Raw genomic sequence first — 17,941 nt, 5'->3', positions numbered from 1 at the left:
GCCGCCATTATGGGGCTGCATCAATACAGGAGACGTTATGCAGGAATTAATTGCTCAGGTTGAAGAGTTAGGGATTGAAATTAATCACACCACCTCGTTAGTGATTATCTTTGGTATTATTTTTCTTACCGCCATCATTGTTCATTTTATTCTGCACAAAGTGGTGCTCCGCGCTTTTGAGAAACGTGCGCAGGCCAGCAGCCATTTGTGGTTGCAGATCATTACGCAGAACAAGTTATTTCACCGCCTGGCGTTTACCCTTCAGGGGATAATCGTCAACGTTCAGGCGGTACTGTGGCTGCAAAAAGGCAGCGAAGCAGCGGAAATGCTCACCACCTGCGCGAAGCTGTGGGTGATGGTGTATGCCCTGCTCTCATTCTTCTCTCTGCTGGACGTGATTTTTAATCTGTCGCAGAAAATGGCGACCGCCTCGCAGCTGCCGTTGAAGGGGATCTTCCAGGGGATCAAGCTGGTGAGCGCCATTCTGGTGGGGATCTTAATCATCTCCCTGCTGATCGGCCAGTCACCCGCCATTCTGATAAGCGGCCTGGGGGCCATGGCGGCGGTGTTAATGTTGGTGTTTAAAGACCCCATTCTGGGGCTGGTCGCCGGTATTCAGCTCTCCGCTAACGATATGCTCAAGCTCGGCGACTGGCTGGAGATGCCGAAATACGGCGCTAACGGCACGGTGACGGACATTGGTCTCACCACGGTTAAAGTCCGCAACTTCGATAACACCATCACCACCATTCCGACGTGGGCGCTGGTCTCCGACGCGTTCATCAACTGGAGCGGCATGTCTGCCTCCGGCGGGCGACGCATTAAGCGCAGCCTGAATATCGACACCACCAGCATTCACTTTCTCGACGAGCAGGAGCAGCAGAAGCTGATTCAGGCGAAACTGCTGAAGCCTTATCTGGCCGCGCGTCATGAGGAAATAAACCTGTGGAATCAGCAAAACGGTGAAGGGGAATCGGTATTAAACCTGCGCAAGATGACCAATATCGGCACCTTCCGCGCCTATCTGAATGAATATCTGCGTAACCACCCGCGTATTCGTAAAGATATGACGCTGATGGTGCGCCAGCTGGCGCCTGACGCAAATGGTCTGCCGATTGAAATATATGCCTTCACCAACACGGTGGTCTGGGCGGAATATGAAGAGATTCAGGCTGACATCTTCGACCATATTTTTGCCGTGGTGGATGAATTTGGTCTGCGTATTCATCAGTCCCCCACCGGGAACGATATTCGATCCCTGGCGGGCGGCATCGCACAATAATCAGGTACTGGCGCGGGAAATAAAGCGCCAGTCCAGCATCACCCTCTCCGTGGGCGCATCCGGGTTATCGATTTTATTCAACAGCAGATCGACTGCCTTGCGCCCGATATCCCGCGAAGGCTGTTCAATGGTGGTCAGCGAGATCATCTCCGCCAGCTCCGTACCGTCAAACCCTACCACCGCGATATCCTCCGGCACGCGCAGCCCCGCCTGCTGTATGGCACGCAGCGCCCCTGCCGCAAGGGTATCGGACACGGCAAATACCGCGTCCGGCGGGTTGTCCTTCAGCAGATTTTGCATCGCCGCCATGCCCGCGCTGGAGCTGAGATCGCGGGCATATTCCACCGCCTGATAATCCAGATCCCGCAGGTGGAGCACGCTTTTGTAACCGCGTTCGCGCAGGCGGGCATATTTGTAGCTGAGATCGTGATTGATCATCGCGATACGTTTGCGTCCGCCGTCGGCAAGCTGGCTGATGGCATGCTGTGACGCGTCCACATCATTGATGCCCACGCAGGAGACCGTTCCGGCATCGGCGTATTCGGCGCACTGCACCCACGGCGCGGAGCCGATCAGGGCGGCGAGTTCAGGCAATTTTGAGAAGGCATCCATGGTGATAATGCCGTCGACGATTTTGCCCGACAGCAGGCTTAACCCCGAGCGGGAGCGTTCGATATCAGACCCGGAATTGCACAGCAAAATACGGTAGCCGTTCTTCTCGGCTTCCTCTTCAATGCCCTTCACCACTTCGGCACAGAACGGGTTGGCGATATTCGAGACCATCACCAGGATCATATAGCTGCGCGCGGTGCGCAGCTGGCGTGCCAGCAGGTTGGGCTGGTAATTGCTCTCTTTAATGGCCTGCAGGACGCGCTCGCGGTTTTTCGCCTTCACGGTATCGCTGTTGTTAAGCACGCGCGAGACCGTTGCCACGGACACTCCGGCAAGCTGAGCGATTTTCTGAATTGACATAGCGACGGCACTTCCTGCGGTTAACGTTTTATGCAGGCTACCATAAATTCGTTGCCCGGCGAACCGGGCAACGCGTTACGCTTGCACACGAACCCAGCGCTGCTGCTGATGGCTTTTCACAATGGCATCAATGATATACATCACGTTCGCCCCGTCGTGGAACGTCGCAAACTCGGGCCGTTCGGGCATCACGCCGGCCTGCACGGCACGGAAAAACTGCGCCATCATGTTTTTAAACGCATCGGGCCAGCCTTCGATGTGCCCGCCGGGGAAGTGAGCGCTGTCGGCCACATCGTGGTTCATCAGACCCGGATCGTCACTGAGCGTCTGATTGGCCTGTGCGCGGTGGCCAATCCACAGCTGTTGCGGCACCTCCTGATCCCATGCCACCGACCGTTCGCTGCCGTTGATTTCAAACGTCAGACGGTTTTTGCGCCCGGCGCTCACCTGCGAAACGCTAAAGCAGCCTTTGCTGCCGTCGTCAAAGCGGAACAGGACGGAGCCAACGTCTTCGGTGGTGACCCGCTTGTCTTCATACTGCGCGTTTTCGTCATGAGTGAAGGTGTGATTGCCTGCCACGTTTGCCTTGCGCGTCGGCCAGACGATGGATAAATCGGCCATCACCTCGATGATGCGCCGCCCGGTAACAAACTGCACCGTGTCACACCAGTGCGAACCGATATCCGCCACCGCGCGCGACACACCGCCCAGGGCCGCATCCACCCGCCAGTTGTAGTCCGTTTCCAGCAGCATCCAGTCCTGCAAATAGCTGCCGTGCGCGGCGAAGATCCGACCGATGCTACCCGCCCTCATCATGCTTGCGGCCTGGCGCACCATGGCAAACTGGCGATAGACAAAGCTGACGCCGTGGACCCCCCCTGCCTGCTCCGCCAGCGCTACCAGCTCACGCGCTTCGTCCGGGGTCATGCACAGCGGCTTCTCGGAGAATACGTGCTTTCCCGCGCGCAGGATCTGGCGATTAATCTCCGCGTGCAGATGGTTTGGCGTGCAGTTGTGCACCACGTGTAAATCCGGTTGTGCAAGCAACGCCTCCACGCTGTCGAAGGCGTGCGGCACGTTAAGCTGACGCGCTTTTGCCTGCGCCTCGGCAAACGTACCGTCGCAAAGCGCCACCACCTGCACAAACCCGAGACGCCGAAGCGCCTCGATATGCGCCGGGCCGATAAACCCGCTGCCGATAATGCCGACGTTAATCATCGTTACCCCCTGCGGCAAAATCATCAAACGCACGCCCGGAGACCGGAATGATGTGACGGCGGATAAACTCGCTGCCTTCCCTCGCGCCGGTATCGCCATCCTTCAGGCAGCACTCCCACTCCAGCACCGCCCAGCCGTCGTAGTCGTACTGGGTCAGCTTGCTGAAGATGCCTTTGAAGTCGATCTGCCCGTCCCCCAGTGAGCGGAACCGCCCGGCCCGGTTGAGCCACGGCTGGTAGCCACCGTAGACGCCGCTGCGCCCGTTGGGACGAAACTCGGCATCCTTCACGTGAAACGCTTTAATACGCGCATGGTAGATGTCGATAAAGGTCAGGTAGTCCATCTGCTGGAGCAGCATATGGCTTGGGTCGTAGAGAATGTTGCAGCGCGGGTGGTTATCAACAAGCGCCAGAAAACGCTCAAAGGTCACTCCATCGTGCAGATCTTCCCCCGGATGCAGCTCAAAGCAGACGTTCACGCCCTGCTCGTCAAAGGCGTCCAGAATCGGGCGCCAGCGGGTTGCCAGTTCCTGGAACGCCGCCTGAAAACGCTGCTCATTGTGCGGCGGCCACGGGTAGAAAAACGGCCATGCCAGCGAGCCGGAGAAGGTGGCGTGCGCCTTCAGGCCTAATCTCGCCGAGGCCACAGCGGCCTGTTTCAGTTTTTCTGTGGCCCATGCCTGCCGGGCGGCGTCATTGCCGCGTACGGCTGCAGGGGCGAAGTGGTCAAACGCGTCACTGTACACCGGGTTTACCGCCACAAGCTGGCCTTCCAGATGGGTCGACAGCTCGCTGATCACCAGCCCGTGCTCCGCCAGCGTGCCGGTGAGGTCATCACAATAGGTCTGGCTTTCCGCCGCTTTCTGCACATCAAAAATAGCCGGATGGTTATAGGGGATCTGCACCGCCTTATAGCCCATCGCTGCCGCCCAGCCCGCCAGCCCGTCGAGCGTGTTGAACGGTGCATTCACACCAATAAATTGCGACAGAAAAATACCCGGTCCCTTAATCGTTCTCATACCACCTCCAGAACATTACGCCTTGTCATCGTCATACTTAAACGTGAGAAGGAAAATCAGCGCGATCGCCGCGGCAGCCACCGCCGGGATCCACCAGAACGTGACCCACGCCTGCGGAACGGCCTGCCCGGCCACCAGGCGGTTATAGAGCGCGCCGGATATCTGCGAGCCAAGCAGCATGCCGATGCCGTAGGTGAACATCACGATCATGCTCTGCGCCTGACCTTTGACCTTTTCGCCTGCGACCCGGTCGGTATAGATAAAGCCGACGACAAAGAAGAAATCGTAGCAGACGCCGTGCAACAGAATGCCGAGATAGAGCAGGATGCGCCCCTCTTCACTCACGCCCAGCGCAAACATGGCGTAGCGCACAAACCACGCCAGCATGCCGATCAGCAACATGATTTTCACGCCCAGGCGGCGGAACAGCAGCGGAATGACCAGCATGAAGAAGATCTCAGACATCTGCCCGAACGACATGGCGGTACTGACATCCGCAATACCCGCATCCGCCAGATACGAGGCGGTGTAGGCGTAGTAGGTCCCCAGCGGGACGGAGATCAGCATCGCGCAGACGGAAAAGACGAAAAAGTGGCGGGTTTTAAGCAGCGCAAAGGCATCCGCGCAGAAGAGATCGCGAACCTGCACCGGCAGCCCTTTCGCGGGAGCAGGCGTGTGCGGTAGCGTCAGGCTGTAGAGAGCCAGCAGCACGGAGCTGATTGCCGCCACCTGGAAGATGGTGACGCTTGCCGCCACGCCGGTGACGCCGATGAAAATGCCCGCCACAATCCAGCCGATAGTGCCAAACACGCGCACCACCGGGAAGGTTTTATCCACGTTCGCCAGGCTGTGAAAGGCGATATTGTTGGTCAGCGCCAGCGTCGGCATATAGCAGAGCGTATAACCAAACAGCAGGCCGATCAGCAGCACACCGTTTTCAGCAATCAGCGCGCCCGGCACAAACCAGAGGATTGCTGCTCCGGCCAGATGCATCACCGCCATCACCTTTTGCGAAGCGAAGAAGCGATCCACCAGCATGCCGAGCAGAAACGGCGACAGAATAGAGGCGATAGGCCCGGCGGAGAACGCATCGCCAATCAGCAACGACATGTTGTGCTGGGTCATCACCAGACCCAGCGTGACCGACCAGCTTCCCCAGATAAAAAACTGCAGAAACATCATCAGCGACAGACGCGGCACCAGCAGCCGGTGCGGTGCTATCGCTTTTCCACTACTTTCAGTTGTTGACACCATGATAAGCCTCACCCTCAAAAGTAATCGATTACAAAACAGTTCAAACAAAAAGTAATCGATTACAAAATAAAGATCCTGTGGATCGTAGAAGATTTGGGAGGGGGGTCACGATAAAGATGAAGCAGTGTTTTGTAGGCCCGGTAAGCGCAGCGCCACCGGGCGTGAAGGCAGATGCGGCCGGGATGCGGTCGGGTTTGGTGCGGTCTGGTGCCCTCACCCCGGCCCTCTCCCACAGGGAGAGGGGGCAAACATTAAAAACGGCAACCAGGTTGCCGTTTTGCTTTTACCTTCGAGAGAGCTTAAACGCGATAAACAGGAACACCACCCACACCGGCAGCAGCATGGCGGACAGGCGCATGTCGTCGATGGTGCACATCAGCACCAGGATCATCGCCAGGAACGCAATACAGATGTAGTTGCCTGCCGGATAGAGCAGCGCCTTAAACTGCGTCTCACGCCCCTTGCGGCGCATCGCGGCGCGAAAACGCAGGTGCGCCAGGCAGATCATGATCCAGTTCAGCAGCAGCGTGGCGACAACCAGCGCCATCAACAGACCAAAGGCGGATTTCGGCAGCAGGTAGTTGATCAGCACCACCAGCGACGTAATGGCCCCGGAAAGCAGCAGAGAGTTGACCGGCACGCCGCGGCGGCTGACGCGGGTGAGGAATTTAGGCGCATTCCCCTGCACCGAAAGGCCAAACAGCATGCGGCTGTTGGAGTAAACCCCGCTGTTATAGACCGACAGCGACGCCACCAGAATGACGAAGTTCAGCGCCGACGCCACCACGTTGCTGTTCAGATCGTGGAAAATCATCACAAACGGACTGCTGTCGGATTTCACCTCCACCCACGGGTAGAGCGCCAGCAGTACCACCAGCGAGCCGATGTAGAACAGCAGAATACGGTACACCACCTGGTTAACCGCTTTTGGAATGCTTTTATGCGGATCGCGCGCTTCGGCCGCGGTGATCCCAATCAGCTCCAGCCCGCCGAACGAGAACATAATCACCGCCAGCGACAGGATCAGCCCCTTCCAGCCCGTCGCCAGGAAGCCGCCGTGCTGCCAGAGGTTGTCGAGAGTGGCCCGCTCGCCGCCGTGGCCGGAGAACAGCAGCCACAGGCCAAAGCCGATCATGCCGATAATCGCCAGCACCTTGATCAGCGCGAACCAGAACTCGGTTTCACCATACAGGCGCACGTTCACGAGGTTAACGGCGTTGATGATAATAAAGAAGGCCGCAGCCCAGACCCACGTTGGCACCTCGGGCAGCCAGTACTGCATATAGATGCCTGCGGCGGTCAGTTCGGCCATTCCCACCAGCACAAACATCACCCAGTAGTTCCAGCCGGAGAGGAAGCCTGCGAACGGGCCCCAGTATTTATAGGCAAAGTGAGCGAACGAGCCTGACACCGGCTCTTCGACGACCATCTCGCCGAGCTGGCGCATGATCAGGAAGGCGATAACCCCGGCGATACCGTACCCCAGCAGGACCGCCGGGCCAGCCATCTGAATGGCGGGGCCGATACCCAGGAACAGCCCGGTACCGATCGCGCCGCCAAGGGCAATTAACTGAATATGTCGATTTTGCAAACCACGTTGCAGCGTCGGGTTCTGTTCCGACGAAGCTTCAGCGCTACCGTTGCCTGAAGCGGATGACGCGTCTTTCACGTCCTACCCCTGTCTCTTTTTTAGAAGGGGCACGTTTTAACACTTCATGCTGGTGGTAGCAAGTTTAACGCCGGGCCACTGCGTGCACCCGGCGGATAAACGTCACGAACCGATGATCCCACCGTCCGCTTTGGTGATCACCACCGTCGACGAACGCGGACGTCCGTTCGGGTTCGCGTCTGGCCAGTTGGAAACAGCACGCGGATTGGCCGGGTCGGTAATATCATCCCCGCCCTCTCCCGGATGCTGAATGTTAATAAACAGCGTGCGGTTGTCCGGCGTAAACGCAATCCCGGTGATTTCACACCCGCGTGGGCCGGTCAGGAAACGGCGATACTCATTGGTGCCCGGAATGGTAGCCACCATCTGGTTATTGCCCATCCCTTCGTACGCTTTCTTATTAATGGTGCTGGAAGAGACATCGGTCTGGATCCACAGCACGCCCTGGTGATCGAACGACAGGCCATCCGGGCTGCCGAATGCTGCACCCTGCATGGAGCCTTTGGCCTTCGGATCGTCGCTGTCGGTACGCCCGGCCATCACCAGAATATCCCACTTAAAGCGAGCGGCGGCCGGATCGGCTCCCTCTTCGTGCCAGTGCATAATATGACCAAACACGTTGTTGGCACGCGGGTTGGCGGCATCGACCGGCGCCTTGCCCTCCTTCCCGCGATCGCTGTTGTTGGTGAGCGTACAGTAGACGCTGCCGCTGGCGTGCGGATCGACCGCAATCCACTCTGGACGATCCATTTTCGTCGCCCCCACCACGTCGGCCGCCAGACGGGTTTTGATCAGCAGATCGCCCTGGCTTTCGAAACCGTTGCTTTTATCCAGGCCATTCTGCCCGAAGATCAGCGGCAGCCAGTCGCCGCTCCCCTCCTCGTTGAACCGGGCAACGTACAGCGTGCCGGACGTCAGCAGCTGCATATTGGCTTTACGGTTTGCAGGATCGTATTTTTTGTCCGAGACGAATTTATAGATGTACTCAAACTTCTGGTCGTCCCCCATATAGACCACCACGCGGTTATCGGCGGCGAGCGTGACGGCGGCGCCTTCATGCTTGAAGCGGCCCAGAGCGGTGTGCTTGCGCGGCGTGGAGGTGGGATCGTAGGGATCAATCTCCACCACCCAGCCGAAACGGTTGGGTTCGTTAGGGGTTTTATCGACGCTGAATCGGTCATCCACCTCGTTCCAGCGGTAGGATTCATCGCTGTCGCTGATGCCGTAGCGTTTTTCCAGCGGATTAAGATCGGCTTTTTTGACAAAAATATCCGACCAGTTCTCCTCGCAGGTGAGATAGGTGCCCCACGGCGTATGGCCGTTGGCGCAGTTTTGCATGGTGCCCAGCACGCGTTCCCCCTGCGGGTCAGCGGCGGTTTTCATTAAGTCCTGATGCCGCGCCGGGCCGGTAAGCTGCATCGGCGTATTGACGGTAATGCGGCGGGCATACGAAGACGGGCGAACTACCTGCCAGTCGCTGCCCGATTTTTTCACTTCCACCACCGACACGCCCATCGCGTTCTGCCCCTTGCGGGCCTTGTCGAGATTCCAGTTGGCCGTGCCGTCGGTAAACAGCATCCCGTTATCGATGTACTCATGATTCAGCGCCAGCAGGCCATGTTCCGGGTTTTGTTTCCCTTGCGGCAGGCTAAACCACGCCATCCCGTCGTGGTGCATGCCCGCCTGCACGGCCTGTTCGTCGGTGGTGTTGCTGGCATCCTGTTTAAACGCCGGCATGTTGTTCTTGATCCCCGTCGGGTCACCCCAGCGATAAAACGGACGGGCGATATAGCCTTCCGGCACCCTGACCGTATCTTCCGTGGATACGTCGATGCTGGTAAAGCCCAGGGAAACCGCTTTTGCCAGTGCAGAAGGCTTTGATACTGCGGCAATGGCGCTTTCAGGTTTGATCAGAAAAGGGAATGAAGCGGCAGCACCCGCCACGGCGCCCATCTGTAAAAAACGGCGGCGGGAGAGGAATACCTCCGCAACCTCGGAGAATACCGGGTTAGCGCTGCGGTTAGTGATATCGTCGCGATGTTCTTTTTTAAATACGGATTTGAGGGGTCTGCCCATAGCGGCTTCCTGTCATTGGCCAAGAGGTAAAGGTCTGGAGGCCAGTGTAAGAAGCTTTTATTACAATTTTATAACACGATACGGAAGGATGGGGGCATCCTTGCCCCGGATAACGAGGTGGAACGCTTAGAACTCGTAGCCAACCGAGACCTTAAAGATACGCGGTTCGCCCTGCGTGATGTAGGTGCCGGAATCATCAACGCTGGACCAGTAGTTTTCGTTGGTCACGTTGTCGATGCCCGCGCGTACCGTCATCTGGTTTTCATTGTGGTTCACCGCGAAGCGATAGCGCATGCCCAGATCCAGCGTGGTATAGCTGTCGAGCTTTTTGCTGTTCGCGAGGTCGGCATACTGCGTGCCGGAGTGGTTGACGCGGGCGGTAGCCGTCAGGCCCTCAATCGGTTTGATGTCGTACTCTGCGCCCAGCACGGCATAGAAGTTCGGGACACCAATGGCATCGTTGCCCTGATTCACGCCGTTTTTGGTTTTGGTCAGCTCGGCCTGCAGCCAGGTGGCGCTGGCGTTCAGACGCATCCCGAGCATTGGCTCGCCGAAGACGTTCAGCTCTACGCCACGGTTACGCTGCTCAGCGTCCAGGCCGTAGTGACCGCTGTCGTCGAGGATCGCCGACGGCATTTTGATCTCAAACAGCGCCAGGGAGCCGCCCACGCGGCCAAAGTCCGCCTTCACGCCCACTTCATTCTGCTTAGAGTGAACGATACCGGTGCTCTGGCCGTAGTTGGTGGCCGTGTTGGGCGCGGTTTTACCCGGTTGCAGCGCTTCGGTGTGGTTAGCGTAGAGCGAAATTTCCTCCCACGGTTTATAAACCACACCGTAGGTTGGCATCCAGCGGCTGCCGTCAAAACCGTCCGCGTCGTTTTCCGCACCGGTAATTTTGTTGTACCCGCGAATGACCACTTTCTGATGACGTGCACCAGCGGTAAACAGCAGCTTGTCATCCAGCACGCCCAGGGTATCGCTCAGCAGCCAGCCCTGAGTGCGGGTGCGCCCGCTGGTCAGCGGATCGCTGTATTTGCCGCCAGAGCCGTTGAAATTGGAGCTGTCCGGCATCGCGACGCCGGTGTTGTGGTAAATGTTGGTGGTTGGGTTATCCGCCGTCGCCGACATTTTCCAGGCGATTTTTTCGTTTTTGGTCATCGCGGAATACCCCACGTTGACCTTGTGCGAGACAAAGCCGGTAGTGAAGTGACCGCGTATCCCCGCCATACCGCTGACGGAATCGCTGATACGGTTGGTATCAAGACGGCTAACCGTGGCCTTACCGCTCTTGTCCACCAGCTTCGGCGCGCTGTAGATCCCCTCTTCGTGCGCGTGCTGCGCGCCGAGACCGGTATAGGCCGTCCAGTTGTCAGTGATGTCGTACTCGCTGCGCCACATCCCGAACTCGTTTTCAATGTCACTGTAGGCCCATTTCTGCGAGAAGTTACGATCGTTTTTCGGCGGCTCTGGCACAAAGTCCACGGCGGAAATGTTGACGCTGGTCGGGCTGCCGTGGAAGGTTTTCTTCTGATAGCCCAGATCCAGCGAAGTGCGGAAATTGTCGCCTTTGTAATCCAGACCGGTGGAGAGCAGCGTGGTGCGGCGGCGGTCGTTCGGCACGCCGGTTTCCCCTTCCCGGTGAACCAGGTTCACGCGCGCGCCGAACTGGTCGTTGTCGCCAAAGCGTCGGCCTGCATCGAGCGTGGTGCCAATCTGTGAGTCGGAGGTGTAGTCCACGCCCACTTTCGCCTGCGGGACGTCGCCCGCATGTTTTGGCTCAAGGTTAATCATCCCGCCCACGCCGGAGCTTGCCGCGCCGTTCATCAGCGAGTTTGCCCCTTTGAAAATTTCAATGCGATCGACCATCTGGGCATCCACAACCTGACGCGGCAGCACGCCGGACAGGCCACCAAAGGTCATGTCATCGCCGTCAAACTTCAGGCCGCGAATACGGAAGGTTTCGGCGCTGTTACCGTAACCCTGAACAAACTGCACGCCCGCATCGTTGGCAACCACATCAGCAATGGTTTTCGCCTGCTGATCTTCCACCAGCTTCGAGGTGTAGCTGATGATATTAAACGGCACGTCCATGGCATTCTGCTGGCCGAGCATCCCCAGACGGCCGCCGTTTGCCACCTGTCCATCCAGGAAGGCGGGTACCAGCTGGTCGCCGCCGGGAGTGAAATCAGGCCCGGTGGCAGACTGGACGACCATGGTGTCTTCTGGCTTTGCCTCTGCCGCAAGGGCAGCGTGGGTCACTGCGCCAATGGCGAGCGCCAGCAGTGTTTTATGCATTCTGGTGTTGTTCATAATGGACTCATTAAATGTGCGCGCAAAAATGGCCCGTTGTCGGGCCTTAGAAAAGTTTATGTGTAATGCAAATGAGAACTATACGCATTATATCTGCGTTAGCAAGTGTAACCGCGCGTTTCGGCCTGAGGACAGGGGGTTAAATGAAGCCGGGGAAGAGAGAGATGTTACAGAGGGAAAGCGTGACGCACAGCCACCCCGGATCCGGGATGGCTGCAGGACATTATTTTTTCTTGTAAATATCGGCCGTGCCGTGAATTTTGTTGTTGGTATTACCTGACGTGAGCACCAGTACGTCGGCACCTTCTTTATCTGCTTTTTCAATCAATTCTTTCTTTGCATCATCAATAGAGACTTCATTTGAAGTGCTTACCGTACCGATTTTTTCATACTGCGATTCGACTTTCTCGAATTCATTTTTCGTCAGCAGTTCAGCCGCAAAGGTATTGGTGGTAAACAGAAACGCCGTTCCCAGCAAAATAGCAGTCGTCTTTTTCATAACCTTTTTTCCTTGAGATTAATCAGCAACTACGAAAAACCTCACACATGATGGTGAGGTTTTATGAGCATGGTAGAGAATCTCAGGAAATGCCACACGTTAAGGAAAATTCTTTTATAACAACCCGTTGGATTAAATTACTAACGAACATTAAGAATATTCAAAAACGCGCGCCGTACCAGCAATATCAATACGCACCGCCGCCCCCGGGTACCATCCAGGCTGGCTGACGGTTTTCAGGGTAATCGGCTCCGTTTGTCCGGCTAACGCCAGCGTCAGCGTGGAGAGCTGGCCGGTGAAATCCACATCAACAATCGACACCGGGCTTTCATGCGCCGCGCATGCCGTCACGTGCAGTTGCTCTGGGCGCAACATCACTCTGCCCTGTCCCGTCGCCTGGGCGTTATCCGTGGGCACCTCGCCCAGCGCGCAGAGCGCATAGCCGCTGGCGAGCTGAGCAGGCAGGATCACCGCATCCCCCAGGAACAGCGCCGTCTCTTCATCCACGGGCTGGCTATAGACCTGATAAGGGGTACCGACCTGAGTGAAACGTCCGGATCGCATGACCGCCACCTGCGTGGCAAAGGACAACGCTTCGTTTTGATCGTGAGTCACCAGGATCGAGGCCACGCCCGCTTCCGCCAGCAGGTCAGCCGTGGCCTTACGCGTCATGGCGCGCAGGCCGGTATCCAGCGCCGAGAAGGGTTCATCCAGCAGCATCAGGGAAGGACGCTGCGCCAGCGCGCGGGCAAGCGCCACGCGCTGCTGCTGGCCGCCGGAAATCTCATGCGGCCAGTGCGTGGCGAGTTGTCTGTCAAGCGAGACCATCTCCATCAGTGCTTCCACGCGCTGGCGCTTCTCGTGGCGGGTACCGTCTAATCCCCAGGCAATGTTGTCTGCCACATTAAGATGCGGGAAGAGCGCCCCCTCCTGAGGTACAAAGCCAATTTTACGCAGATGCGCGGGAATAAAGTTGTTCTGGTCGAACAGGGTTCGGCCCTGCATCACGATCCGTCCGCTATCCGGCGTTTCGAACCCGGCAAGGATACGCAGCAGCGTGGTTTTACCCGACCCTGACGGCCCGACAATCGCCGTCTGGCTTCCCGGCGCGACGCTCAGGTTTAAGCTGTCGAGCACCTGCGCATCGGAAAACGATTTAGAAATGGACGTTAATTCAAGCATCTCATAGCCCTGCAATTTTTTTGGACTGCATATAAAGAATGGCGGTCAGCGGAAGTGAAATCAAAATCATCAGCATGGCGTAAGGCGCAGCGGCAACATAATCGATCTCGCTGGTCAGCGCCCAGAAACCGGTGGACAGCGTGCGCGTTCCCAGCGGGGAGAGCAGCAGCGTCGCCGTCAGTTCGTTACTGACGCCAAGGAAGACCAGCGCCGCCCCTGCCGCCGCACCGGGCGCGGCCAATCGCATGGTGACGCTCCACAATGCCTTCGCGGGCGTGCTGCCCAGACTGCGCGCCACGTTTTCGAGCTCCACCGGCGCCTGGGCAATCCCGGCCCGCAGGTTAATGAGCGCACGGGGCATGAACATCAGCAGATAAGCCAGGAACAGAGTAATTTCGGTCTGATAAATCGGACGTGCATAGTGAATGGTGACCGTGACCAGCGCGAGGGCGGTGACGATCCCCGGCAGAGAGCTGGTGATGTAAATGCACCCTTCCAGCATCCGGAAGATGCGGTGCGGATAACGGATACCGAGCCAGGCGATGGGAATGACACAGGCGGTGGTCAGCAGCGCGCCGCCCACGCCGAGCATCAGCGTCTGGCGCAGCGAGTGCCAGAGATCGGCGCTCATCCAGTTCTGTACGCCGCCAAGCCATATCCAGCGACACAGCACAATGAGCGGTACGCCCAGCGCCAGCACAATCAGCACGAGGAAAAACAGCTGGCCCAACACCGCTGCAACAGGCTTTAGCGGCCAGCGCGTCTGTTCACGTGCCGCCCCTGCGCCGATGCGCGCATAACGGGCTTTCCCGCGGGTGACCCCTTCCAGCAGCAAGATGGCCAGACAGCATAGCGCCAGCACACCCGCCAGCATATTTGCCGCCGGGCCACTGAATGTCGACTGGAACTGGTCGTAAATGGCGGTGGTGAAGGTATCAAAGCGGATCATCACGTACAGGCCATATTCCGCCAGCAGATGCAGGGCCACCAGCAGCGCGCCGCCGCAAATCGCGAGCTTAAGCTGCGGTAACACCACGCGAAAAAAGACCCGCCACGGCGGCGTGCCGAGCGAAGCGGCAACATCTTCAAGCGTTGGATCCAGACGACGCAGCACCGCCGCCACGGGCATATAGATAAACGGGTAGTAGGCTAACACGGAGAGAAACACGCCCGCAGAAAGCCCGTGCATGGAAGGCACCACACTCACCCAGGCGTAGCTTTGCACGAACGCGGGGATGGCCAATGGGGCCACCGCCAGCGCAGACCAGATCCCCCGCCCGGCCAGCTGAGTACGTTCCGTCAGCCAGGCTATCGCCACGCCGGTGACGATACAGAGTGGCACCGCTAAGGCCGTCAGCCACAGCGTGTTGCTGAGCAGCTCAGCAACACGCGGGCGAAACACCAACGCCTTAATGGTTTCCCAGCCCGTCTCAATGCCAATGGCAATGATAAAGCCCAAAGGCAGAAGCGCCATTAATGAAAACAGGACAGCTAACGCAACCATCGGCAGCGCAGGACGCCTGCGGGCAGGCTCCCGCACTCTGTTTTTGCCGATGTCGAGACTCAGACCAGACATAGGACGTTTACTTTACTCTCAGGATCACAGCAGGCCAGCTTGCGTCATCAGCTCGATGACTTTTTTACTGTTAAGCGTGGAAGGTTCCACTTTCGGTGCATCCAGCTCGTTCAGCGGCACCAGTTTCGGGTTAGAGGCCGCGTTCACGCCCACCGCATATTCAAAGGCGTTATTGGTGCGCAGGCTCTCCTGCCCTTCTTTGCCGGTGATGTATTTAATGAAGGCCTGTGCCTGCGCTTTGTGTTTGCTGGACGCCAGCACGCCGCCGCCGGAGAGGCTAACAAAGGCGCCCGGATCCTGGTGTTTGAAGTAGTAGAGCTTAGTGTTTTTGCTGTTTTCACCCGTTTTGGACTGATCGACAAAACGGTAGTAGTGATAAATCACCCCGCCATCAATCTGACCGGCGTTAACGGCTTTCATTACTGTGCTGTTGCCTTTATAGGCAACGAAATTGGCTTTCATCGCTTTGAGCCACTCAAGGGTGGCCTGCTCGCCTTTCAGGGCCAGCATTGCGCTGACGATCGCCTGGAAATCGGCTCCTGACGGAGAGGCAGCCCAGCGGCCTTTCCACTCGGGTTTAGCCAGATCCATCAGCGATTTTGGCAGCTGCTGCTCGCTCAGTTTTTCCGGGTTATAGACAAACACCGTGCTGCGAGCGGCAATCCCGATCCAGCGGCCGTGTGCCGGACGATACTCCGCCGGTACCTGCTTTAATGTCTCTGCATCTAATGGCGCAAACAGTTTGGCGTTATCAACCAGCACCATTGACGGCGAGTTTTCAGTTAAAAATACATCCGCAGGCGATGCGCTGCCTTCCTGCACCAGCTGGTTGCCCAGCTCGCTGTCATCGCCATTACGCAGCGTGACCTTAATACCCGTTTCTTTGGTAAAACCGTCTACCCACGACTTCACCAGATTTTCATGCTGCGCGTTATAAACAACGATACCTTCGTTGTTATCAGCGGCAACCGATTGAGTTGAAAGGAAAAGTGATGAAGACAACAGGGCAAGCGAGAAGCATGACAGCAGGCGAGAATTCATGAACATATCCTTAATAGACCAACGTGATAAACAACAAAGGGCTGTGTGGGACAGGATTAAAGCATACAACAACGCTAATGATAATTACTATCAATCGAGTTTAGACGTAAAAGTGTAAAATTCGTTTTTAGCAGATTTTAGAATGATAAAAACCCAAATTTTAATGCGAGATAATTTTTAGATTAAGAAAACCTTAAGCCTGACAACAATGAAATTCATTAGCCTTCTATTTATTCTGACGCGAAGATAAATGTGTTATTCATGCCCGCGGCATATATAAAAAAAGCCCCGATGCTTCGGGGCTTTTTATGCTTATCCGGAGGCAGCCAAATTTATAAGGCCACTATTTTAAAAAGCATCATACAGACGCGTGAGGGGCGTACATCGGATAGGTGAAGAACAATAAATGCACGCAGTTCAGCCCAAAATGGAAGAACGTTGCAACCCAGAGCCTGCCGCTCCACATCCACGCCAGGCCGTAAATAATACCGGAGAGGCTGGCAAAAATAATCAGCAGTAAACCGCCGCTATAATGCATTAGCCCAAAAATGAGTGAGGCAATCAACAGTGCTACAACAGGATGCACAACCCGGGACAAGCGCTGCTGCAGATAGCCTCTGAACAAGGCTTCCTCGGCCAAAGAGACGAAGAAAATATTCGCAAGGGCAAATTGAGCAAACCATTCTGGCGCATGCGGCTCAATTCTCAGCCCGCCCAACGCAACAGCCAGAAGTAACAGCGCGGGTATCGCCAATACCAATATTCCCCAGCCGACCTTGCCAGCTTTATAAAGGGGTTTTGCTACGAATAACGTTGGCATGCACGTAATTAAAAAGAACGGCACCACTGCCTTGTCCATATTAAAGTACATACTGAACGGCATGCTTTGCGGACCAACAACGACAGCGTCCAGCACTTTGGGATTATGGAAGCCAGGGATCGCATGCAAAACCAGGGCAACGGCGATGACCACGCACAGGCCCTCGACCAGATAAGTATATTTATTATTTTTATTACGTAGCCATTCAACAACAGACCAGCCAATAACGATTAATGCAATCACCAGCAGCGCCGGGGCGTCAAGAATGCTCTGTTTCCAGCCGAGAAATGCCGTTAACCCCAGCATCAGGTAAGCCAGGCTTTTATTCAGGGAAAGTGCGGAAAGCGAAGTTGCGAGTAGATACCACATAAATGTCCTTCATGATTGGCATGTACAACAGTGAAATGAATGTCGTGCCGGAGGCATCCCACGGGGAAGCCATAAATAGGGTGCCGACTACCGGAATCGAACGGATGACCTACGGATTACACGTCAGTTGCTCTACCTACTGAGCTAAGTCGGCGTTGGTCCGCCACCGGAGCCTCGAACCCCGTACTACAACATCCTGGTTGTCGCTCTTCCCGATGAGCTAGTGGCGGTATGGTGGCCCTGACTGGAACTACGCCAATGACCGGTCGATGGCGGAACAAACGTTCTGACCGACAGGCTACAGGGCCGGGTTCAGAATGATACACATCTGGAATTAACCACGCAAATCAGACGGTTAAAAGCAGGCACAGAGTGAAGGATCGGTAGCGGTTGGTCGGTCTGGGGAAGAGTGGGCTGGATTAAGCGCTGAGACTAAATGGCCCTGTAGGATTCAATATAAAACCATAACTATATGTTTAATATGATAAAATAAAAGTTCAATTATGTTACATGCCCCCATTAATGCCCCCAATTTAATTTTTCACACACTCATTTACCTGTAATTCGTCAGCCCACTGTTGATGAGATGCCCTAAAAAAGCTAAGGAAGGTGCGAACAAGTTCCTGATATGAGATCATCATATTCATCCGGAGCG

At 56.4% G+C, this 17,941-nt stretch carries 13 protein-coding genes; 1 reads left to right on the top strand and 12 read right to left on the bottom strand.

What is annotated here, in order from left to right:
- The first annotated feature begins 37 nt into the window (after positions 1-37).
- Positions 38-1,282 carry a mechanosensitive ion channel family protein gene (locus HX884_RS10625; protein ID WP_020689363.1) on the top strand — a complete coding sequence of 415 codons (1,245 nt, stop codon included), beginning with the start codon at positions 38-40 and terminating at the stop codon, positions 1,280-1,282.
- Here HX884_RS10625 and HX884_RS10620 read toward each other — a convergent pair whose 3' ends face one another.
- The 12 genes from HX884_RS10620 to HX884_RS10565 form a co-directional block, all read right to left on the bottom strand.
- Positions 1,283-2,254, bottom strand: a complete 972-nt coding sequence (locus HX884_RS10620) for a LacI family DNA-binding transcriptional regulator (RefSeq protein WP_023620419.1) — start codon at positions 2,252-2,254, stop codon at positions 1,283-1,285. It abuts the gene before it with no gap.
- A gap of 75 nt (positions 2,255-2,329) precedes the next feature.
- Positions 2,330-3,472 (bottom strand): Gfo/Idh/MocA family protein, encoded by a 1,143-nt coding sequence (locus tag HX884_RS10615; protein ID WP_178328128.1) that lies wholly within the window; start codon positions 3,470-3,472, stop codon positions 2,330-2,332.
- Positions 3,465-4,490, bottom strand: a complete 1,026-nt coding sequence (locus HX884_RS10610; RefSeq protein WP_178328127.1) for a sugar phosphate isomerase/epimerase — start codon at positions 4,488-4,490, stop codon at positions 3,465-3,467. The genes HX884_RS10615 and HX884_RS10610 overlap by 8 nt, the downstream gene beginning before the upstream one ends.
- Positions 4,491-4,505: 15 nt before the next feature.
- Complete coding sequence (locus HX884_RS10605) at positions 4,506-5,744, bottom strand: MFS transporter (RefSeq protein ID WP_178328126.1); 1,239 nt, start codon at positions 5,742-5,744, stop codon at positions 4,506-4,508.
- A 283-nt stretch (positions 5,745-6,027) separates the two neighbouring features.
- Complete coding sequence (pheP, locus tag HX884_RS10600; protein WP_040021452.1) at positions 6,028-7,413, bottom strand: phenylalanine transporter; 1,386 nt, start codon at positions 7,411-7,413, stop codon at positions 6,028-6,030.
- A gap of 102 nt (positions 7,414-7,515) precedes the next feature.
- Positions 7,516-9,489 (bottom strand): PhoX family phosphatase, encoded by a 1,974-nt coding sequence (locus tag HX884_RS10595; protein WP_178328125.1) that lies wholly within the window; start codon positions 9,487-9,489, stop codon positions 7,516-7,518.
- A gap of 126 nt (positions 9,490-9,615) precedes the next feature.
- On the bottom strand, positions 9,616-11,799 hold the full coding sequence (locus HX884_RS10590) for a TonB-dependent siderophore receptor (protein ID WP_178328124.1): 2,184 nt from the start codon (positions 11,797-11,799) through the stop codon (positions 9,616-9,618).
- 223 nt (positions 11,800-12,022) lie between these two features.
- Positions 12,023-12,298 carry a DUF1471 family periplasmic protein YahO gene (yahO, locus tag HX884_RS10585; RefSeq protein WP_013097697.1) on the bottom strand — a complete coding sequence of 92 codons (276 nt, stop codon included), beginning with the start codon at positions 12,296-12,298 and terminating at the stop codon, positions 12,023-12,025.
- A gap of 150 nt (positions 12,299-12,448) precedes the next feature.
- On the bottom strand, positions 12,449-13,480 hold the full coding sequence (locus tag HX884_RS10580) for an ABC transporter ATP-binding protein (protein WP_178328123.1): 1,032 nt from the start codon (positions 13,478-13,480) through the stop codon (positions 12,449-12,451).
- Position 13,481: 1 nt separating this feature from the next.
- Complete coding sequence (locus HX884_RS10575; RefSeq protein ID WP_062856602.1) at positions 13,482-15,056, bottom strand: iron ABC transporter permease; 1,575 nt, start codon at positions 15,054-15,056, stop codon at positions 13,482-13,484.
- A 24-nt stretch (positions 15,057-15,080) separates the two neighbouring features.
- Complete coding sequence (locus tag HX884_RS10570; RefSeq protein WP_063425193.1) at positions 15,081-16,097, bottom strand: iron ABC transporter substrate-binding protein; 1,017 nt, start codon at positions 16,095-16,097, stop codon at positions 15,081-15,083.
- A gap of 358 nt (positions 16,098-16,455) precedes the next feature.
- Positions 16,456-17,286, bottom strand: coding sequence for a CPBP family intramembrane glutamic endopeptidase (locus HX884_RS10565; RefSeq protein ID WP_178328122.1), 831 nt, complete (start codon positions 17,284-17,286; stop codon positions 16,456-16,458).
- Positions 17,287-17,941: the final 655 nt, after the last annotated feature.

Source organism: Enterobacter sp. SECR19-1250 (assembly GCF_013391025.1).
GTDB lineage: Bacteria > Pseudomonadota > Gammaproteobacteria > Enterobacterales > Enterobacteriaceae > Enterobacter > Enterobacter cloacae.
Note: the sequence above shows the minus strand (reverse complement) of the source record. Positions and strands in the feature narration are given on the sequence as shown.